General features: G+C 62.0%; 21 protein-coding genes. 1 reads left to right on the plus strand and 20 read right to left on the minus strand.

The genetic code is table 11. From position 1 onward, the window contains the following. Nucleotides 1-225: 225 nt before the first annotated feature. The 19 genes from hypB to KHO33_RS39905 all read right to left on the minus strand — a co-directional run bounded on the left by hypB (nucleotide 226) and on the right by KHO33_RS39905 (nucleotide 17,982). Nucleotides 226-1,260 carry a hydrogenase nickel incorporation protein HypB gene (gene hypB / locus KHO33_RS39820; protein WP_200568171.1) on the minus strand — a complete coding sequence of 345 codons (1,035 nt, stop codon included), beginning with the start codon at nucleotides 1,258-1,260 and terminating at the stop codon, nucleotides 226-228. Continuing rightward, a complete protein-coding gene (hypA, locus tag KHO33_RS39825; protein WP_097392783.1) occupies nucleotides 1,260-1,589 on the minus strand; it encodes a hydrogenase maturation nickel metallochaperone HypA in 330 nt (109 codons plus the stop codon). The genes hypB and hypA overlap by 1 nt, the downstream gene beginning before the upstream one ends. A gap of 18 nt (nucleotides 1,590-1,607) precedes the next feature. Further along, on the minus strand, nucleotides 1,608-2,699 hold the full coding sequence (gene hypE / locus KHO33_RS39830) for a hydrogenase expression/formation protein HypE (RefSeq protein ID WP_200568172.1): 1,092 nt from the start codon (nucleotides 2,697-2,699) through the stop codon (nucleotides 1,608-1,610). After that, a complete protein-coding gene (hypD, locus tag KHO33_RS39835) occupies nucleotides 2,696-3,958 on the minus strand; it encodes a hydrogenase formation protein HypD (protein ID WP_200568173.1) in 1,263 nt (420 codons plus the stop codon). The genes hypE and hypD overlap by 4 nt, the downstream gene beginning before the upstream one ends. After that, nucleotides 3,955-4,671, minus strand: coding sequence for a D-sedoheptulose-7-phosphate isomerase (locus KHO33_RS39840; RefSeq protein ID WP_054043024.1), 717 nt, complete (start codon nucleotides 4,669-4,671; stop codon nucleotides 3,955-3,957). The genes hypD and KHO33_RS39840 overlap by 4 nt, the downstream gene beginning before the upstream one ends. Before the next feature lie 30 nt (nucleotides 4,672-4,701). Further along, the gene (locus KHO33_RS39845) at nucleotides 4,702-5,019 is read right to left on the minus strand and encodes a HypC/HybG/HupF family hydrogenase formation chaperone (protein WP_054043022.1); all 318 of its coding nucleotides are present in this window, start codon (nucleotides 5,017-5,019) and stop codon (nucleotides 4,702-4,704) included. Nucleotides 5,020-5,107: 88 nt separating this feature from the next. Further along, a complete protein-coding gene (gene hypF, locus KHO33_RS39850; RefSeq protein WP_234480915.1) occupies nucleotides 5,108-7,519 on the minus strand; it encodes a carbamoyltransferase HypF in 2,412 nt (803 codons plus the stop codon). Between the two features lie 24 nt (nucleotides 7,520-7,543). After that, on the minus strand, nucleotides 7,544-7,645 hold the full coding sequence (locus KHO33_RS43065) for a DUF6893 family small protein (RefSeq protein ID WP_372341842.1): 102 nt from the start codon (nucleotides 7,643-7,645) through the stop codon (nucleotides 7,544-7,546). A gap of 74 nt (nucleotides 7,646-7,719) precedes the next feature. Further along, on the minus strand, nucleotides 7,720-8,271 hold the full coding sequence (locus KHO33_RS39855; RefSeq protein WP_200568174.1) for a hydrogenase maturation protease: 552 nt from the start codon (nucleotides 8,269-8,271) through the stop codon (nucleotides 7,720-7,722). Further along, a complete protein-coding gene (locus tag KHO33_RS39860; RefSeq protein WP_200568175.1) occupies nucleotides 8,268-9,716 on the minus strand; it encodes a hypothetical protein in 1,449 nt (482 codons plus the stop codon). Before KHO33_RS39860 ends, KHO33_RS39855 begins: the two co-directional genes overlap by 4 nt. After that, nucleotides 9,713-10,360, minus strand: coding sequence for a DUF6084 family protein (locus tag KHO33_RS39865; RefSeq protein ID WP_200568176.1), 648 nt, complete (start codon nucleotides 10,358-10,360; stop codon nucleotides 9,713-9,715). Before KHO33_RS39865 ends, KHO33_RS39860 begins: the two co-directional genes overlap by 4 nt. Then, complete coding sequence (locus tag KHO33_RS39870; protein WP_200568177.1) at nucleotides 10,353-10,988, minus strand: DUF5947 family protein; 636 nt, start codon at nucleotides 10,986-10,988, stop codon at nucleotides 10,353-10,355. The genes KHO33_RS39865 and KHO33_RS39870 overlap by 8 nt, the downstream gene beginning before the upstream one ends. Further along, on the minus strand, nucleotides 10,985-11,599 hold the full coding sequence (locus tag KHO33_RS39875) for a NifU family protein (RefSeq protein ID WP_200568178.1): 615 nt from the start codon (nucleotides 11,597-11,599) through the stop codon (nucleotides 10,985-10,987). The genes KHO33_RS39870 and KHO33_RS39875 overlap by 4 nt, the downstream gene beginning before the upstream one ends. Further along, complete coding sequence (locus tag KHO33_RS39880; protein WP_200568179.1) at nucleotides 11,596-13,410, minus strand: nickel-dependent hydrogenase large subunit; 1,815 nt, start codon at nucleotides 13,408-13,410, stop codon at nucleotides 11,596-11,598. Before KHO33_RS39880 ends, KHO33_RS39875 begins: the two co-directional genes overlap by 4 nt. 48 nt (nucleotides 13,411-13,458) lie before the next feature. After that, on the minus strand, nucleotides 13,459-14,517 hold the full coding sequence (locus KHO33_RS39885) for an NADH-quinone oxidoreductase subunit B family protein (RefSeq protein ID WP_054043013.1): 1,059 nt from the start codon (nucleotides 14,515-14,517) through the stop codon (nucleotides 13,459-13,461). A gap of 375 nt (nucleotides 14,518-14,892) precedes the next feature. Next, entirely contained in the window at nucleotides 14,893-15,948 is a 1,056-nt protein-coding gene (locus tag KHO33_RS39890) for a HoxN/HupN/NixA family nickel/cobalt transporter (protein WP_200568180.1), read from the minus strand. A 159-nt stretch (nucleotides 15,949-16,107) separates the two neighbouring features. Further along, nucleotides 16,108-16,488 (minus strand): copper resistance CopC family protein, encoded by a 381-nt coding sequence (locus tag KHO33_RS39895; RefSeq protein ID WP_200568181.1) that lies wholly within the window; start codon nucleotides 16,486-16,488, stop codon nucleotides 16,108-16,110. Between the two features lie 36 nt (nucleotides 16,489-16,524). Then, nucleotides 16,525-17,421 carry a hypothetical protein gene (locus KHO33_RS39900; RefSeq protein ID WP_200568182.1) on the minus strand — a complete coding sequence of 299 codons (897 nt, stop codon included), beginning with the start codon at nucleotides 17,419-17,421 and terminating at the stop codon, nucleotides 16,525-16,527. 105 nt (nucleotides 17,422-17,526) lie between these two features. Next, entirely contained in the window at nucleotides 17,527-17,982 is a 456-nt protein-coding gene (locus KHO33_RS39905) for a DUF2946 domain-containing protein (RefSeq protein ID WP_200568189.1), read from the minus strand. Between the two features lie 150 nt (nucleotides 17,983-18,132). On the opposite strand from KHO33_RS39905, the gene KHO33_RS39910 reads away from it, so the two are divergent. Further along, nucleotides 18,133-19,476, plus strand: a complete 1,344-nt coding sequence (locus KHO33_RS39910) for a TAXI family TRAP transporter solute-binding subunit (RefSeq protein WP_200568183.1) — start codon at nucleotides 18,133-18,135, stop codon at nucleotides 19,474-19,476. A 25-nt stretch (nucleotides 19,477-19,501) separates the two neighbouring features. On the opposite strand, the gene KHO33_RS39915 is transcribed toward KHO33_RS39910, so the two are convergent. Beyond that, nucleotides 19,502-20,218 (minus strand): ProQ/FinO family protein, encoded by a 717-nt coding sequence (locus tag KHO33_RS39915; RefSeq protein WP_200568184.1) that lies wholly within the window; start codon nucleotides 20,216-20,218, stop codon nucleotides 19,502-19,504. Nucleotides 20,219-20,435: the final 217 nt, after the last annotated feature.

Below are 20,435 nucleotides of genomic sequence, written 5' to 3' on the forward strand. Positions count from 1 at the left end.
GCAGACGTGGTCTATCTGAACCCGGAGCGAACTAACGCGTCGGTCGAAATGTATAAGCACGCAGCGTAACGGTTCACGCGACAACTACCTTGACACACACCGCGGCAAAGAAAAGTAGGTGCCCCCCCGCACAGGGGGAACGCTAATAGACCACTAGCAAATCAAGGAAAGGCCAAAGCCCCAAGAACACGGCCAAACAAGCGCCGCGCAGGCACAAAAAAACCCCTACCGCTTCGCGCGAAGCCACGCATACCATGCGCCCATCCCTTCACCACTCTGCGCCGACACCCGCAAAATCTCAATCCCAGGATTGACCTTCCTCGCATAGCCAATACACTTCTCGACATCAAACCGCAAATACGGCAACAGATCGATCTTATTCAGCAAAAGCAGCGAACAAGCCCGAAACATATGCGGATACTTGATCGGCTTATCCTCACCCTCCGTGACAGAAAGAATCAACACCTTGGCCCCCTCGCCAAGATCAAACAACGCCGGACACACCAGATTGCCGACATTCTCAATCATCACAACCGAATGCATCGGCGGATCGAGTTGCGTCAGTGCCCGCGACGCCATCTCCGCATCCAGATGACACCCCGTGCCGGTGTTGATCTGAACCACACGTGCTCCCGTTGCGCGAATTCGCTCGGCGTCGTTGAGCGTCGCCTGATCGCCTTCAATCACCGAGAGCGGCAATGTCTCGCCAAGATCGTGGATCGTGCGCTCGAGCAAGGTCGTCTTGCCCGCACCCGGCGAACTCATCAGATTCAGCGCGAGAATTGATCGCCCTGCCAGCCAGCCGCGATTGCGTTCGGCCAGCAATTGATTCTTTGCGAGAATGTCCTGTTCCAAGGTGATTGACGTGCCGTGCTCGCTCCCGTGGTTGTGCGGGTGATCATGCGTGTGGGTATGATCGTGCGAGTGGCCGCCGTCATGTGAATGCTCATGCGGATGGGAATGCGCGAGGACACCGTCGTGCGAATGCTCATGCTCGTGATGGTGATGGTGAGGATGCTGCGAGTCGTGTGAATGCGACTGACCATGCAGGTGCGAGTGGCTCTGCGGATGCAGGTGTGCATGCCCCGGCTCATGTGCACTCACTCGCCGATACGACGGTTCACGCTTGCCGGCGGCAGCGCCTTCCCGTGTAGCTTGCGATTGCGATTGCGCGTCCACCGGCGCCTGCGCTGCCTCCTCCGCGTCCAGATCGGTCACCGCCGCGCCCTGCGTATTCGAGCATCCGCATGTCGTACACATCACACCACCTCCATCTGCCGAATCTTCAGCTGCTGCCCCGAAATCAGTTCGAGATTGTCGCTCCCGCATTCGCACTGCCCAAACGGCACATCGATGTCGAGCGTCTCGCCGCACGCGAGGCAACGTGCCTGCCCAGGCATCTCGATGATCTCCAGCGTCGCGCCCTCCACTGCTGTATCTTTCGCGCAGACGTCGAAGCAAAATCGGATCGCGTCCGGCATCACAGCCGACAATCGACCGATCTCCAGTGTCACCCTTCGCACGCGCGCGCCGTTGGCCTGTTCCGCACAAATCTCGACAACGCTGTTGGCAATGCTCAACTCGTGCATGGCGCGCTCCTCCAGCGATCAGCAGATGCGCGGCAGTTGCTCGCCCACCAGCATATCGACGATGCGCTGCCCACCAAACGCCGTCTGCATGACGACAAGTCCACCCGCGCCTGCCTCACCTGCCTCCACCGTACCGATTGCCGCTGCCTCACGTCCCGCCGGATGCGCGTGCATAGCAGCGAGCACCCGCCCGGCCGCATCGGCTGGCACGACGGCCACCAGCTTGCCCTCGTTAGCCAGATACAGCGGATCGAGGCCGAGAATCTCGCACGCGCCCTTGACCTCCTCTCGCAACGGCAGGTCCGCTTCGCGCAGCCGTATCGTCACGTTCGAACTCTGCGCGAACTCGTTCAACACAGTCGCGACTCCGCCTCGAGTCGCATCGCGCAAACAATGAATCTGCGGGCACACATCGAGCATCGCCGCGATCAGGCCGTTGAGCGGGCAACAATCGCTTTCCACATCGGCTTCCAGCGCAAGTTGCTCCCGTGCGACCAGAATCGCCGCGCCATGATCGCCAAGATAACCGTTAACGATTACGACGTCGCCCGGTCGCGCGTTGCGAGCCGAAATCGACACGTCGCGGCGCACTATGCCGATGCCGGCGGTGTTGATAAAGAGCTTGTCCGCGCAGCCGCGTTCGACCACCTTGGTATCGCCCGTTACGATCGCGACGCCCGCTTCGAGCGCGACCCGCTGCATGCTCGCGGCAACACGCCGCAAGATATCGACGGCAAGGCCTTCTTCGATCACCACCGCGCACGAGAGATATAAAGGCGTTGCTCCGCATACCGCCAGATCGTTGACTGTTCCCGATACGGCCAGCGTGCCGATGTCACCGCCTGGAAAGAACAGCGGATCGACTACGTAGCTATCGGTCGTAAACGCGAGACGGTCCCCATGCACCGCAAGATCGGCAAGCGCGAAAACAGCCTGATCTTCCAGCGCAGCAAGCGTGGGATTGTCGAAGGTCGAAACGAATACGTCTTCGATCAGATCCCGCATCGCGCGGCCACCGCCGCCATGCGCGAGGTTGACGGAAGCGTCGCGTATGTGTGCGACGCGGCGAGGCGCCGTGGGCTGTAGAGGGTCGGGCACACGGTCGTTCATGAGTGGCCTCGCGTGGCAGTCGCAGCGATCGCATCGTCAATCAAGGCAGGCACATCCGCCACACCGCTTGAGCCAAGGCACGCCGGCGCCGTCGCGTCGGCTGATTTCGCGCTTTGCCGCGCAGTCCGCCGCTCATCGATCCGCGACGTATCGATCCGCCCATAGTTGTAGTAAGCCGCGCAAGCGCCTTCGCTCGACACCATCAACGAGCCGAGCGGCGACTCCGGTGTGCACGCCGTGCCGAACACCTTGCATTGATGCGGTTTGATCACGCCCTTCAAGACCTCGCCACATTGACATGCTTTCGGGTCGGCGATCTTCAGGTTCGGCACGTCGAACTTGCGCTCCGCGTCGAAACGGGCAAACGTCTCACGAACCCTAACGCCCGAGTGATCGATCGAGCCCAGTCCGCGCCATTCGAAGAACTCGCGCGTCTCGAACACGCTCGTCACCGCCGACAAAGCCTGCGCATTGCCGTCCTCCGTCACGATCCGGCCATACTGGTTCTCCACCTCGCAGCGCCCCGTTTCGATCTGCCGCAACACCATCCACATCGATTGCAATATATCGAGCGGCTCGAATCCCGCCACCGTGATCGGCTTGCGATAGTGCCGCGCAATGAAATCATAGGGCCGTGTGCCGATCACCATGCTGACGTGCCCCGGGCCAAGAAAGCCGTCGAGATGCAAGTCGGGCGAATCGAGAATCGCCTTGATGGTCGGAATGATCGTGATGTGATTGCAGAACAGCGAGAAATTGTGGACCTTTTGCGCGTGCGCCTGCAGAACCGTCATCGCGGTGCTGGGCATGGTCGTCTCGAAGCCTAGACCGAAGAAGATCACCTCCCGGTCCGGGTTTTGTTGCGCGATCTTCAAAGCATCGAGCGGCGAATAGACCATCCGCACGTCCGCGCCGTCGGCTTTCGCTTTCAGCAGGCTCTTTTTCGAACCCGGCACGCGCATCGCATCACCGAAGGTCGTAAAGATCACTTCCGGACGCTCGGCCAACGCAACGCAATCGTCGACGCGGCCCATCGGCAGCACACACACCGGGCAACCGGGGCCATGCACGAACTCCACCGCATCGGGCAACATTTGCTGAATGCCGTAGCGGAAAATCGTGTGAGTGTGGCCGCCACACACTTCCATGATTTGCAGCGGCCGTTGTTTGGCGCGCTCAATGCGGGACACCAGCGCACGGATTTCCTTCTCCAGCGTTTTCGCTTTGTGCGGGTCACGAAACTCATCGACGTATTTCATGGGGCACCTCCCTCCGCCGAGCTGGCGAGGCCAGCCGAACCGGCGAGGCCGCCGCGGTCGTCGGCAAGCAGCGTATGCACGAGGTCCCACAGAATGTGATAAATCGCGACGTGGGTCTCCTGCACGCGATGAATGCTGTCACTCCTCACCACAAGGCAATGATCGACAGCCGCGCTGGTAGCCATGCGTCCGCCATCGTGACCGGACAATCCGATAGTCAGCAAACCCATCTCTTTCGCTTTCGCAAAGGCAGTGAGCAGGTTTTCGGAATTTCCGCTGGTCGACACACCGATTAGCGCGTCGCCCCGCCGGCCTTGCGCCACCAGTTGCCGCACGAAAATATGGCTGAAGCCGACGTCGTTGCCGACCGCGGTCATCATGGCCGTATCAGCTACGAGGTTGATGGCGGTGAGCGCCGGGCGACCCGTGGTCACCGGATGCAAAAACTCGACGGCGATATGCGAGGCGTCGCAGCTCGAACCGCCATTGCCCATGGTGAAGAGCCTGCCGTCGCGGCGGTACATCTCGGCAATCGCGTGAGCGATCCGCACCACCGCCGGGCCGTTTTCGTCGAAGAAGCGTTGTTTGGTGTCGACGCTGTCCTGCGCTTTCAGCCGCACTGAATCGAGCAGCGCCGCGTCGAGCTTGTCCGCGTCCTGGCGTGCGCCGTGCAGGAACGGATACAACGCCTGCAGGGATTCATGTTCGGGCATGCCGGTCTCCGTTGGCTTTCGATCGGACGCTTAAGGCGCGCTGCGCAATTCTTCGCGCAGTTCGTCCCGCTGTTCGTCCACCTCGGCCATGTCGTCCATCTCTCCCTGCGCGACGCCCAGTTCGTGCAATAACGCGAGCGTGCGCGCCGCTTCCTGCTCGTCGAGCCGGCTCATCGCGAAGCCCACGTGCACCAGCACCCATTCGCCGACGCACGAGTTCGCCGTCCGTCCCTCACCGATGACGAAGGCAATGTTGATCACGCGCCGCACACCGCCGACATTGACGAGCGCGAGATCGTTCGCCGCGTCGGTCACTTCGACGATCTGTCCCGGGATGCCCAAACACATGGTGTTCTCCCTTTAACCCGCTTGTGCGCCGCTACTTCTGCACCGCTGCGCTGTACCACTACCGCTACACGCCGCTTCTCCACGAGGCTCAAAACCCGTCGCGCCCCTTGGCCGCCGCCACGACCGCCTGCCCCAGCGACAACCCGCCGTCGTTGGCCGGCACCTGCCGATGTGTCAGCACACGAAAACCGGCTGCGCGGAGCCGCCCGGCTACCTGTTCGAACAGGATACGATTCTGGAAAACACCGCCAGACAACGCCACACTGCGTGCATCGACCGGGCCTGTCAGCAGGTCGGCCAGGCATTCGACCATTCGGACGATCGCAATGGCCAGCCCCTTGTGAAACCGCGCCGCGACGACCGGCACGGAGGTGCCGCGCAACAGGTCGTCGAGCAAGGTCTCCCACATCGGCTGCGGCTCGATGCAACGCAGACCGTCCGGCATGGTGCTGATAATTTCAAACGGGTACGCATGGGCGTCGCTGTCGTTCCGCAGCGCGTGCTGATCGACCAATGCTTCGAGCTCGATAGCCGCCTGCCCTTCGTAAAGCACGCGTTCCCGGCACACGCCGAGTGTCGCCGCCACGGCGTCGAACAGTCGGCCCACGGAGCTTGCCAGCGGACTATTGACGCGTTGCGCGATCATCGTGTCGAGTGCGTCGCGCGGGCGGCTGCTGAGGAACTGCTGGACGCCGAGTCCAGCGTATTGCCGCGTGAAGCCGCGCCAATCGAATGCCGCCATCAGATGCGCGTAGGCGTTGCGCCACGGTTCGTCGATCGCGCGCGTGCCGCCTGGCATCGCAACCGGCTTGAATCTGCCGAGACGCGTGAAGCCGCGGTAATCCGCCAGCATGAATTCTCCGCCCCACAGCGTGCCGTCGTCGCCAAAACCGAGACCGTCGAGCGCGACGCCGAGCATCGGCAGCGCGTCGAGCGCCACGCCGTTTTCCGCCATGCACGCGGCGAGATGCGCGTGATGGTGCTGCACTTCGACCACCGGGACCTGCCACGTTTGTGCCAGGTCATAGCCGATCTTGCGCGACAGATACTCGGGATGAAGGTCGAGCGCCACCGCCTGTGGTTCATGTTCGAACAGGCGCAGATACTGCGCCACCGAACGACGATAGTCCGCATAAGTCAACGCGTCTTCCAGATCGCCGAGATGGTGCGAGACGATCGCCTGTGCATTGCCCGCAAGGCAGAAGGTGTTCTTGAGTTCGCCGCCCATTGCCAGCACCGCCGGCGTTTCGGCGAAACCCGCCGGCAACCGCAACGGAGCAGGCGCATAGCCACGCGCGCGACGCAGCACACGCGGTTCGCCCTGCACGACGCGGGCCACCGAATCGTCGACCCGGCGTGCGATATCGCGGTCGTGCATCAGGAAAACATCCGCAATGCGGCCGAGACGCGCGCGGGCATCCGCGTTGTCGATGCACGGCGGTTCGTCGCTCGTATTGCCGCTGGTCATTACGAGTGCCGTGTCGATCGACTCCATCAGCAACCGATGCAACGGCGTGGACGGCAACATGAAACCGAGCGTGCCCACACCCGGCGCGACGCCCGGCGCGACGCATTCCGCGCCGTCGGCACGCAGGATGACGATGGGTCCGGCCGCGCTCTGCAATAGGGCGAGCTCTGCCTCGTCGGGTTTGCAATAGCGGCGTACGGCCTGCAAATCGCGCGCCATCAGTGCGAATGGTTTGCGCTCGCGCCGTTTCAATTGACGCAAACGGGCGACCGCGGCTTCATCGCAGGCGTCGCAGGCAAGCTGAAAACCGCCTAGGCCTTTGATCGCGACGATCGAACCATGCCGCAGCAGCAAGCTGGCCGCGCGACAGGGATCGTCGCCATCAGCCCGTGCGCCGTGCCGGCTTTCCAGCCAGACACGCGGGCCGCAAACGGGACACGCCACCGGTTGCGCATGAAAGCGCCGGTCGGCGGGATTCTCATACTCGGCGCGGCACGCCTCGCACATGTCGAAGGCGGCCATGGTCGTATTGGCGCGATCGTAGGGAATGGCATGAACGATCGAAAGACGTGGCCCGCAATGCGTGCAGTTCGTAAACGGATAACGATAACGGCGGTTGGCCGAGTCGGCGATCTCGGCTGCACAGTCCGCGCAGATCACGGCGTCAGGCGTGACACCGGTCTGCACATGGCCGGTCTCGCTCGCCACGATGCGGAAATCGCTGGCCTCGGCCGCTTCACTCAGTTGATGCCGTTCGATGGCGTCGATGCGTGCGAGCGGCGGACACTCCGCGCTTAGGCTTTCGATGAAGCGCTGCAGCGTCCACGCATCGCCCCACGCATGAATCAGCACGCCATCGCTATCGTTGCGTACGTCGCCGACCACCCCGCACGCATGCGCAAGCCGCCATACGGTTGGGCGGAAGCCGACGCCTTGCACCAGTCCGCGCACACGAATCTCCTCGCCGACCGGTCCCTGGACCATCGGGTGCGGAGGCGAAGACGGTCCTGCAGGCTGTGTATGCGTGCTCATGGCCACCTCCCTGACTGTTGTCGCCTACATGTTGCGGATACGGATATAGCGCTTGATGTCCTTCATATTCGCCATCACGCCTAGCACCAACGCCGGCAACAAGAGGTACTTCAGAAAGCCTTTCATGACGTCTCCCACTTCAGTTATTTCACGCCGTATCCGTGCCGGTCCACCGCTTAACCGCCGCGCTGCTCGTTCGCTCAAGCGGCCCGTGCGGGCAACCGCTCCATCCTTGCCATCACAAGCGTCACAGCCAGTTCGACCGCCTGCTCGACCACCGCCGCCACCGTGCCGCTCAAACCCATCCTGCCTTGCTCGCCATGCTCGAACCCGAAGTCTTGCGGCTCGCACCCGAGCACGACAATGTCCTCGCAGCCACCGCCCAGCATCCGCACCGTTTGCAGCACTTTGGCCGGATCCATTTCGTGCGGCGACATCAGGATCGGCGCCGCATACGGATCGCCCGGCTCATCGCCGGCGGCATCTTCCACGGACGGCTCGATCACATACAACGTGCCTGGCGCACCGCCGCGCTGCGTCGTGTCGATCAGAATCGCGCTGTCCACGCCGTCGAGCAGCGCATAGCAGAGATCGATGCCGCGAATGCCGAAGTCAGCCACGCTCACGCCGTCAGCGAACGCCGGCAACTCCCCGGCCGCCAGTTTCTCCCGCAGACGCCGCACCACTTCGACGCCGAAGCCGTCGTCGCCGAGAAACACATTGCCGATGCCCGCCACCAGGATCGCGCTCATACGTGCCCGCCTTTACGACTCGCGTGACTGGACGAGCCGAATGGCCTGGGCGGACTAGCCCCATTGACCAGCGGCTCGATCTCGTCCGGGCCGAAGAAGAAGCGATGGCCTGGCATGCGCTGCAGGCCGAAGTCTTTGCCGGGGTCATCGTCGACCGTCACGGCAACGTGCACGTGATCGTCGAAATCGCGCTCGATCGATTCAATCGTGGCAACCATGCCGCTCAGCGCGATATCGAAGATGTCCGCGCGACCACGTGGACGCAAACGCACCCGGTCGCCGATCCGGATCTCGACGCCCGCCACCCGCACGCACGCCAGATGCGGCCGTGCGTCGAGCTCCGCCCATGGCGACACCGGCATGGCGGGCGTTTCCAGCGGTGAAAATCCGCCGACACTCGCCCCGTCGAGTACGCGCACCTGCCGTAACGTGCCATGCAGCTTTTCCATCTGCTCGGCACCGAGACTTTCGGTACGTGCCAGCAAGGCACGCGCGCGCTCGTCCGTGGCGATCATTTCGCGCTTTTCGTCGTCGGTCATGGTGAGAATGCGCAGCGTGAGGATCTCGTCGATCTCCGTGGAGTCGAAGAGATCGCCCGCACTTTCAGGCGCGATCTGCGGGAAGTCGTACAGAATGATCGGCGAGGCGAGCATCGTGTCGGGCTGTTGTTCGTCACCCACGAGAACCGGCCATACGCCTATATTGCGGCTCGCGGCGGCAGCCGTGGCCAGCTCCGTGGGCGGATCGATAGAAGAAATCCACGTGCCGTCCTCGATGGTCAGCACCGTATGACAGGACACCAGCGCGTACAGCGAAGCCGCATCGCGCTTCAAGCCGTGGGCATTGTCGAGCGGTGTCTCGTTGACGATACGCACCGTCAAACGATAAACGCCGGCGGCCACGCTCGTGGCGCTCAATTCGACATGGCCTTGCAGCGAAGCGCGGATACGGCGCAGAGCACCACGTAGCGTGCCTTGCCTGTCAGCGAGCGGTTCGAGCTCACTCGCGGCCACGAACGAAAAGGCAATCTGCAGCGGTGCTCCGAGCAGTTCGCCCATCACCAGAACCGGTACGGCGATGTGCCGCTCGGCCGCTTCCTGCCATGGGGTGTAGCGCCGCTCGTCGATATCGAGCACGGGCACGGTGCGCCAGGCCGGCTCACCCGACTCCGGCCGCGCGGCGGAACCCTCGTCCACGTCGAGCACCATCCGCTCGATCACCTGCAGAAAACCGGGCCGCACGGCCACGCGGGTGTGCTTGTCGCCGCGTAGCAGACACTCGGTCTGCGTCACCCACGGATCGCTACCCGACGCCTCGGCATAGGCGCGCGGATACACGCCGCCGAAGGTCCAGCGCTGCCGGTTCTTTACCGAGGTCGGCCGGTACGGATACAGCATGTAGCCTTCGTACAGCACCGCCTGAACCACGCTCTCGACCGCATTCACGATATATCCTCCTCGACGCCGTCGAGCAGGCTCGACACCGCCTGCTCCCAGCTCGTGAGACCCCGCCTGCTTTTGTAACGCGAGAGGCGATCGAACACATCCCGGTGCAAACACAGCCAGGCGCCGTTCGGGTAGTAGCGGGTCATCATGTCGCGCCATAGCGCAACGGGTAGCCGGTACGCCGCTTCCTTGTGCCAGGGAATCGGCGCGGCCTGCAACGCGCCGTCGTCTTCGCGATAGAACACCGTACCGCTGAATTGCAGCATCAGCGGAATCTCGCCTTCTTCAAGGCCGTGAAAATATTTGGTTGCGGCCACATTGAAGTCGTAGCTGCATGGCACCGGCAAATCGAGCGTGCATTCGCCGGTAAACGGTGGTGCGACTATCGACGTATCCGCCCATACCAGCGTACGCAGCGTCTCGCCCCAACGCGGCGGCGAGCCGAACAGGTCTTCAAGTGCGTACTGCTCGGCGGGCGCGTAGCGGCGCTGCGTCGCTTCGATCTGAATCTGGCATTGCAACGTGATACTGGCGATCTCTTCCTGCGCCGGCGTATTGGCGATACGCAGCCTGAACGTCAGCAGCGGCGCAGCGGCGAACGGCACGACTTCCGCCGACTCGACAGTGAACTCGAGATCAGGCATGGAGCAAGCCCTCCGGCACCCGGCCATGGGCTTTCAGTGCGGCGAAGAAACGATGAATCGAATCCCACGCCTCCCTGCCGCCGGACAGTCCGCGCCACCGCGCGCGGATCACGCCGGTCAATGCGTAACACTGGTCGATCGGCACACGGTAGTAATCGCGCGCGCCTTCGCTGCGGTTGACCAGCAGCGCTTCGACGTCGGGTTGCAGTTGCGCGAGCAACGGGTTATCCGCGACCAGTTCGTCCCACGCTCGCAATTCCAGTAGCGATTGCGTGCCGCCGGCCGGTCCGGGATACAAAGCCACGACGCGTTGCGCCGCGCTGTCATGAAAGAAGAAAGCGATATCGATGGGAATCGCCAGCGCGTCCCATTGCGCATCGCTGATGCGAAATCCGTCGAGATAATGCGCGTCGCGCGGCACCGGACGATAGCGCGCATTCTGCTGACTGCCGAACAGCAGCGCGCATGCGCGGCAACAGCAAAAGAGCTGCCGTTTGGCGGTTTCGAACAGATGCGGATGATCAGATAGAAGCGGCAGGCCGCACAACTCGCACTGGATGTCGTCGGCTTTGCGCACAAATTGACGCAGCCGCGCGACCCAGCCGCGTGTCGGGGCGGCGGGCGTCATTGCGCGCCGGCCTCGGTCCGGCTTGTTACCTCATTAGTTACCTCATTTGCCACATCCTTTGCTACGTCATTCACCGCCTCGGTGTGATGCGGCACAAAGCGCAGTTCATGCACATTCACGTCCGGCAGACCAGCGATCTCGACACGCATCGCTTCCGGCGCTGCTTCGAAAATCGCGCGTTCGATTTCCTGCTGCAATTCGCCTACTGAGTTGTGCTTGCCCTGCAGGCGGCCGGTCACACGCACACGCACGGCCTCCTCCGCGGCGTCGAGCAACTCGATCTGGATGCCCTGTACGCCGAGCAACGGCCGCATCTTCTCGACTGCACGCGACACGCGCGTCGGCAGATCCTGCGGATGCAAGCCGTGCAATAGCAGCAACGCCGACACGCCGGCGTCACGCTCGAACGCTTCGATCATGGCGTCGTCCATCACGCCCGCCTCCGACACGATCTCCATCAGCCGTGCTAGTCCGTTCGTGTGCAGATCGAGAACGACCTGCAGCAGTTCTTTGGCCGGCTCACGCGCGCGCGGATCGTCGAGCGCTTCCAGCGCCGCAATCAGTTCATCGATGCGGCGTTGCTGGGCGACGACCGCGCTCTCGTTGCTCACTTGTGCGCTCCCTGCATCACGCCAAAGGTCGGCGAGTGCGACGTATCGATCGTCTTGCCGTTGCCGACATACATATGCACGCCGCACGGCAGGCACGGGTCGAAGCTGCGTACCGCGCGCATGATGTCGATGCCCTTGAACTTGTCCGGGCCGTTCTCTTCGAAGATCGGCGTGTTTTGCACCGCATCTTCATAGGGCCCAGGCGTACCGTAGATATCGCGTGGATTGGCGTTCCACGGCGTGGGCGGATACGGGTGATAGTTGGCGATCTTGCCGTCGCGGATCACGAGGTGATGCGAGAGCACGCCGCGCACCGCTTCATGGAAACCGCAGCCGATCCCCTCTTCCGGCACCGTGAAATCGCTGAACGTGCGAGTGCGTCCCGCGTGCAATTCGGCCAGCGCCTGCTCGGCAAAGTACAAGGCCGCAGCCGCCGAATACGCCTGAAAATACGTGCGGGCGCGATCGCGTTCGATCGCATTGCTCCACTTCGGGATCTTCCATTCGAATTCGACTTCGGGCTTGAGCGCGGTCTTCGGCAAATAGATTTTCACGCTGTGACCCGTCGCCTTGATATAGCCGATGTCGACCAGCCCCGCCAACGCGGTGGCCCACAAGCGCGCGATCGGTCCACCGCCGGTGTCGAGCGCAAGGTGATCGCCAGTGCGCTTGTCGAGCCAGCGCGGTGACATCACCCACGTGTAGTTGCCGTCGAATTTGCGCTTCTGCGGATGCGGCAACGTGGTCTGATTCCACGGATGCTTACGGTCCACCGGATTGCCGAGCGGATCGTTCTTGACGAAGGTCTCTTCGTGATCCCAGTCGTCGTAATAGGAACTGCCCAGCAGGATGCGGACGTTCAGGTTGATATCGACGAGATCGGTCGTCACCAGTTCGCCGTCCACCACGACGCCTGGCGTAACGAACATGCCGCGGCCCCATTGCGTCATCGTGTTGTAGTTGTAGTCGCACACGTTCGGGTCCTGGAACGATCCCCAGCAACCGAGCAGAATGCGACGGCGGCCGACTTCTTCATAACCCGGCAGCGCTTCATAGAAGAAGTCGAACAGATCGTCATGCAAGGGCACGACTTTCTTCATGAACTCGACGTACTTCATCAAGCGCGTGATGTAGTCCGTGAACAGCTGAATGGTCGGCACGGTGCCCACGCCGCCCGGATAAAGCGTCGACGGATGCACGTGACGTCCTTCCATCAGGCAGAACATCTCGCGTGTATAGCGGCTGACCATCAAGGTCTCGCGATAGAACTCGCCGGTGAACGGATTGAGCGCGGTCATGATGTCCGCGATGGTTTTATAGCCGTGCTTATCCGCGTGCGGCGCGGGCGTTTTCTGCGCCTTGTCCCACACGCCGGGGTTGGTCTCCTTGACCATCCTCTCGCAGAAGTCCACGCCCACGAGGTTGTCCTGGAAGATGTTGTGGTCGAACATGTATTCGGCCGCTTCGCCCAGATTGACAATCCATTCGGCAATTGGCGGCGGCTTCACACCGTAGGCCATGTTCTGCGCGTACACGGAACAGGTCGCGTGATTGTCGCCGCAGATTCCGCAGATGCGGCTCGTGATGAAGTGCGCGTCGCGCGGGTCTTTGCCCTTCATGAAAATGCTGTAGCCACGAAAGATCGACGACGTGCTGTAGCACTCCGCCACGCGGCGGTTCGCAAAATCGATCTTGGTGTAAATCCCCAGACTGCCGACGATCCGCGTAATCGGATCCCAGTTCATCTCGACCAGCTTGCCCGGCGCTGCCTGGGCACTGGTGGTCACTTCAGGTGCGGTACTAACGGCCATGACCTTCTCCCTGCTGACAAGTCGAATTCCGCCAACCACGCCGCCAGATCAGCGACGATAGCCGGTAGTGAGTTTCGAACCGTTGTGACGCCATTTCGGCTCGTCGTTGAGCGTGTTCCGGGTCAGCTTGCGCAGACTGCGGATCAGCGGCCCATAACTCTTGATGAGATTCGACGACAGCACCGCTCCCGGCGGCTCATCCATGAACGGCATGAACTTGTCGGGAAAGCCTGGCATCGTGCAGCCAATGCAAATCCCCCCTACATTCGGACAGCCGCCAATGCCGGCCATCCAGCCGCGCTTGGGCACGTTGCATTGCACGACCGGCCCCCAGCAACCCAGTTTAACGATGCAATTCGGGCTGCCGTATTCGGTGGCGAAGATCGCCTGTTCGTAGGAGCCCGCGCGATCGCAACCGTCGTGAACGGTGCGCGTAAACAGCCACCTCGGCCGCAGCGCTTCGTCGAGTGGAATCATCGGCGCGAGACCCGCCAGTTGATAAAGCAGGTAGAGCAGCGTCTCCATGAAGTTGTCCGGCTGCACCGGACAGCCTGGGACGTTGACGATCGGCAGGCCCGCTTTCGACTTCCAGTCCCAGCCGAGATAGTCGGCGAGACCCATGCAGCCGGTCGGATTGCCTTCCATCGCGTGAATGCCGCCGTAGGTCGCGCAGGTGCCCGCGCCGACCACCGCCAGCGCGCGCGGCGCAAGCCGGTCGAGCCATTGCGGAATCGTGATCGGTTCCTGCGTATCAGGGTCGGTGCCCAGTGCGGCCCAATATCCTTCGCGATTGATACGTTCGTTTGGAATCGACCCTTCCATTACCAGCACGAAGTTCTCAAGCTCGCCACGCGCGGCCTGGTGAAACGGCTTAAGAAACTCGTCGCCGTTTTCATACGCCAATACGGGGTTATGCAAATGCACCTTTGGCAGACCGGGAATAGCACCAAGAATTACATCCTCGATGCTTGGCTGAGTCGCCGCGGTAATTGATACCGAATCACCGTCGCAGCCGAGGCCCGCGGTAATCCAGATGATGTGCACTTCCTTGAGAGCCGGCGCGTGCTGAGTCTTGCGCCCATAGGGGACGTTGTCTGCTTCTGCCATGATGAGTGTCTCCACTGCGAACCACGTTCTTTTTCAGGTCAGGCAAAGATACGTGGCGAGTGCCGCACGGCAGTCACGTGTCCAGCAATCGATCGATAAGTATTCCGCGCGATGCGGTTAAAAGGATCGGATTTGCTGCATGTATTGTTGGGGATAGGTGCCCACCGTGATGAGCCCGAAAAACTTTTTTGAGTATAGTTCAGCGATACGAAATAACCCAATTTCCGTAACTAACTCACTAAACACCGCGCAGCGTATTGGGCCGATAAGAACTCGAGCGGCGCGCCTTTTGAAATTCTCTGACGATAGCCCTTAAGGGTTCAGGTCATTGCCGCGTAAGCGTCATCAATTGCAATCGCTGGTATGCCGCCACGCTCATGAGCGGATCTCGAGTTCTTCGAATCGCATCCATTTGTAAACCGCGACCGACAATAACCAGCTTGCCAGAAATACGCCGATGATCGCGTAGCCGATCATGCCGAAGTGCTCATTCAGGCTGCCCACCGCCTGCCAGAATCCGCCATTCAGATGTAGCTTGTCCGCCAGTAATCCGAGACCTTCTATACCGCCGACAAGAAGCGCGACAAGCACCGAGATCGTCGTGATGGTGACGTTGTAGTAGAGCTTGCGGACTGGCTTCACGAAAGCCCATCCATAGGCGCCCAGCATCAGGATGCTATCGGTCGTGTCGATCAGCGTCATGCCGGCCATGAACAGCACCGGAAACACCAGGATCGACCAGATCGACATGCCTTGCGCGGCGCCGGCGGCGGATATGCCGAGCAGCCCGACTTCCGTTGCGGTATCGAAACCCAGCCCGAACAGAAAGCCGAGCGGGTACATGTGCCAGCTCCTGCTGATCAGGCGGAACAACGGCCGGAAAATACGCGCGAGAAAACCGCGATTCGCAAGCAGCATGTCGAGATCTTCATCGACATAAGGCTCGCCTCGGCGCACGCGCCGAAAGGCGCGCAGCACCGAGCGCAGCACGATCAGATTCAGGAGTGCAATGGCAAACAGGAAGAACGTCGACACCAGCGTGCCGATCATGGCGCCGGTTTCCTTGAAGCCGCTTATTCGGCTTTGCAACGCCATGGCGGTCGCCGCAATGCCGATGGTCGCGAGAACGACGATGGTGGCGTGGCCGAGCGAGAACATCAGTCCCACCGTCACCGGACGCTGGCCGGACTGCATCAGCTGACGCGTGACGTTGTCGATGGCCGCGATATGATCCGCGTCCACCGCATGCCTCAGACCAAACGAGTAAGCCAGCAGGCAGGAGCCCATCAGCAGCGGATAGCCGCGGAACGCTACGAAGGCCACCACCCATGCCGCGATATTGAAGGTAAGTAGTAACGCGTAGAGCCATGCGATCTGGCGACGCTGATGGCCGTTTTCCTCGCCGAGGAGCGCCTTCACAAACTCCGCCATGGGTTCTCTCCCGGGAGGCCAGGGCCGGCTGCGTTGCACAGCCAGGCGCTTGATGCCTGCAATCGATGATAGTACTTTTCCCGTGCATCCGAACTCCGGCGCGATCGGACACGCCGCGTCACCGTTCTTGCGATGACGCAGCGCGGCACGGTTTCAGTGCTACTTCACGTCGAATGCGTAGTCGCCATGCGTGCGATGCCCGTCGGAGGCCACCGCCACCCAGTGCACGGTGTAGTGACCCGCCGCGAGCGGCGGTAGCGGCACGGCGATCGCCGCTGCCTGGTGCGCGTCGACAGCGGATTTCTCCGTGTTGACCTGCTTGCCGCTCGCGTCGGTCACCGTCAGCGAACTGAATGACGGTTCGAGCGGCCCGTCGAATATCACGCGGACCTGAGCGGGCGACGCCACCGTCGCGCCCGCACCGGGCTCCTGCTTCTGCGGAAATACATGGGCGAAAGCGGCGCTCGCGAACGCAAGCCCGGCAATCAGCAAGGGCACCTTCGCTGCGGCGCGCAGCCAGTCATGTCGATCGTTTTTCATCGCCTGCTCCTGCGTTACGGTGTTCATACGTTACTGTTACTGGAAGAGAGGTTTGCCGATCGTGGTCGGCGCGACATCGTCGAAGAAGATATGCGCCTGAACCAGAATGCCCACGTGCGAACCGCTTGCGTGGTTGATCGGGATTTGCGCTTCAACGCCGAACTGGCCATAACGGTTGATCCAGATGAAGCCCGGATTGACCGTGCCGGTTGTCTGCCCCTGGCTTCTCGAGAGCGGAATTTCCACCAGCGGAATCACGTTCGCCAACGGCTGCGGCAGCCCGATGTCGTGCACGTGCTGTTGCAGATACGGCAGGCTGTATTGCACCGTGAAGCCGTAGTTGAATGCGTTCGGCTGCCCTGCCCCTGTTGTCAGCGCCGGGCCGGCTTCACCCGTGATCGCGATCGGCCGCAGATAGGCAAGCGATGCGGGAAGATCGCCCATGCCCTTGCCGGCATAAATCGTCGGCGAGATCGTCGAAAAGTTATTCGCGATCGCGCGGCTTCCTGTGCCACCGAGTTCAGCGTTCACACCGACCGAGGTCATGAACTCGTGTTCATCGTTGACGTACAGCAGGTACTTCAGACCGACGCCGAAGTTGTCGAAGCCACGCGCCTTGGGATTGTTTTGCATCGCGTACGTGCCGTCTACCGAGACCGCCAGTCGCGGTGTGATCAGCTTGTCGTACTCGAAGTCGAAAGTATTGATGCTTTGATCGCCGTTATCGCCGGGCACACGTTGGTGGCCGTACTCGAGGTTGGCTTCGTCGCCGACGCCGGGATCGTCGACGGCCATCGTCGACGGAAAGATGCGATTGCCCGCAATCGCGTGAGCACCGGCGAGTGAAGGCGCGAAGAGAAATACGCTGGCGGTAGCCGCAACGAGCGACGCCGCACGCAGCGGTATCGGGCTGCGCGTTGTGTGGGTTTGCATGGTTCATCCTGTTCATGGGTCGTGACAATGCCGGCGCGCGTCTCGACTAACGGACGTGCAACGGCATCGCGATGCAGTCATGGCATCGCAACGGTATGACTCGAATCAGGATGGGAACGGAGGGGCGCGAGGCTGCGCGAAGGTGAGCGGCTCGACGCGGCGAACGCGCTCGAAGCGGGTCGCAACGGTGTGCTGGACAGCACGGACGGTGACGAAGAACAGCGCCTCGACGCTAGGCACCGCCGGCATGTGGGCGAGCAGACTGCAATAGCCGCAGGCGTCGCCGTCGGACATGGCTGCGTGTTGAGTGTGTTGAGCGTGTTTGCTGCCGGGGTCGTCCAATGCCTGAGCGTGCATGGAGGGCATGGAGTGCATCGACGACATGGCGCCCATGTCCGGCATGGAAGCCATCGACGGCATCGAGCAATGCTCGCCTCCCATTCCGGCTTCACCGCCACTGCGTGCGGCGAGCGAATGCGAGATCGTTGGCGCGAGCGTGGCCATCAGGATCGCAAACAATCCCAGCCAACTGCCGATCTTCCGATAGAAACGACTCAAGATGCGCCCGGCGACACGATTAGAAGCTGACGTGGATTATGCCATGGCCTATCGCGTGTCCTGGCCGCCAGGGCGGCGGTTATGTCGAACATTTGGCCGATACGCGGCAGACAGTGGACAATGCCTCATCCCGGCTACCGGCACGGAGTGCCCATGAAAGCGTATCGCCCGCGTCCCCCGCATTTTCCCGGCGATCAATCGCATGCGGAGTGGCGCGATCACACCCTGCCTTACATCATCGTAGCCGCGCTGATCGTACTGATCATCACGCTGATCGTCTGGGTGGTCGATCCGGCGCCGCCGAAGACCATCACCATCAGCGCGGGTCCACACGATAGTTCGTTCCTCGTCACCGCGAATCAGTACAAGAAGATCCTCGCCCGCAACGGCATCACGTTGAACGTGCTGGAGTCCGATGGCTCGGTGCAGAATCTGAGCCGTCTGCTGGACCCGAAGCAGCATGTCGATCTCGCGCTGGTGCAAGGCGGTGTGGCCGACGGGCGCGATACGTCATCGCTGATGTCGCTCGGCAGCGTTTTCTATATTCCGGTGGTGGTGTTCTATCGCGGCACGGGGATCAGCGAGCTTTCAGAACTGGAAGGCAAACGGATTGCAATCGGCCGTGAAGGCAGCGGCACGCGCCTCCTCTCGCTCAAGCTACTGGAAGCAAACGGCATCCAGCCAGGCGGCAACACGGTGCTGGTGCCGAGCGACGGCATGCAGGCCGCCACGCAACTCGTGGCGGGCGACGTCGACGCGGCGATCCTGAACGGCGACTCGGCCACGCGCGGCCTGATGTTGCGGCTCCTGAAAGTGCCCGGCATCTCCGTGATGGATTTCGACGAAGCGAGCGCCTATACGCGCCTCTTTCCCTACCTTGACGAGATCGACCTGCCGCCCGGCGTGCTGGATCTCAGGCGCAGAATTCCGCCCGACACCATCCATCTGATCAGCCCGACGGTCGAGCTCGTGGCCCGGACCGGTCTGCATCCGGCGATTTCCGACTTATTGATTGAGGCCGCGCAGGAGGTGCACGGCATGCCGGGGCTGTTGCAGCACGCGGGGGAGTTTCCGAGTCCGGTCGCTCATGAATATCAGATCAGCGAAGATGCGCAGCGCTACTACAAGACCGGCAAGAGTTTTCTATACCGCACGCTGCCGTTCTGGCTCGCGAGCATCGGCGATCGCACGCTCGTTCTGCTGCTGCCGATGGCGGTGCTGCTGTTTCCGGCGATGCGCCTGATCCCGGCACTGTACCGGTGGCGCGTGCGTTCGCGCATCTATCGTTATTACGGTGCGCTGATTGCGATCGAACGCGGCGCACTGGCCGATTCGACCGAGGAGGAACGCAAGCAGCTTTTCGCGGAGCTCGATCATATCGAGGCCTCGCTGAGCCGCTTGCGTATGCCGCTCGCATACGCCGACGCGTTCTATGTGCTGCGCGAGCACGTCGGCTTCGTGAGGGTCCGGCTGGCGGCGCAAGGCAGCCGCCTTTAACCGGGCGGCGGGCCTTCTTTACGCTTTACGCTTCGGCGGTGGCCGACGGTGCTGCCGGCGGCGTTGTCGATTCAGCGGCGGGGGTGTCCGTCGAGGCGACTTGCGGCTGGCTCTCTGCCTCGGCTTGCGGAGTGGCCGCTGCTTGCGCAGCTGCATCAACCGAAACGTCCGACGCAGCAGACGCATTGGCGGACGCATCAACCGGCGAGGCCGCTGCTTTCGCCGCGCCCCTGCCTGCACGATGCGCCTGCAGACGCTGTGCGCCGGCCGCTTCCTGGGCCGTCACCTTGCCTGCTTCGCCGCCCGTCAGATCGACGCGCGCGGCGCCTTCAACCAGGCATTTCCAGTAGCGGCTGCCACGACACCAGGTTTTGATCGCGTCGCGCAACTCGGCTTCGCTCAGCGACAATTCCTTCGCGTGAACCACGAGGTCCTCGAAGATGCCGACCTTCAGCGGCAGCTTGGGTGCCGGATTCTTGGGAAAAACATTCGGGAAGCGCTTTTGCAGTCTCCCGATCGATTTCACCACCGGGTCCACCGGCTTCGCGTCGACCGCGGGCCTGGCTTCAGCCGCCGGCCTGGCGTCGGTCGCTGGCTTGTGAGCGGGCGCGGCACGACGCGGCGGCGACGGCTTGCGCGCGGGCTTCGCACCGGGCTTGGCGACCGGCTTGGCCGCAGGCGCAGCTTCGGCGCGTGCCGCGGCCAGTTGCTTCTTCAATTCAGCAAGTTGTTCGAAACCCATAGCGCACAATCAATCGAGAAAGACAGGATTGTAGCAGCGTGTTGAAACATACTCGTGAGAGGCGGCGAGACGCTGTGCGCCAGCGGTGGCGAACGTTCTGCTGTGGCACGATTAAACTCGATACTTTCCGCCCCGCTTCCCGCTTTCGCATTTCATTGAGCGCGAATAAAGCCCGTATTTCATTGCGCTTTTCGAAGGATGGGGTTGAAGATCTTGT

The sequence above is a fragment of the Paraburkholderia nemoris genome (genome assembly GCF_905221015.1).
GTDB classification, from domain to species: domain Bacteria; phylum Pseudomonadota; class Gammaproteobacteria; order Burkholderiales; family Burkholderiaceae; genus Paraburkholderia; species Paraburkholderia nemoris.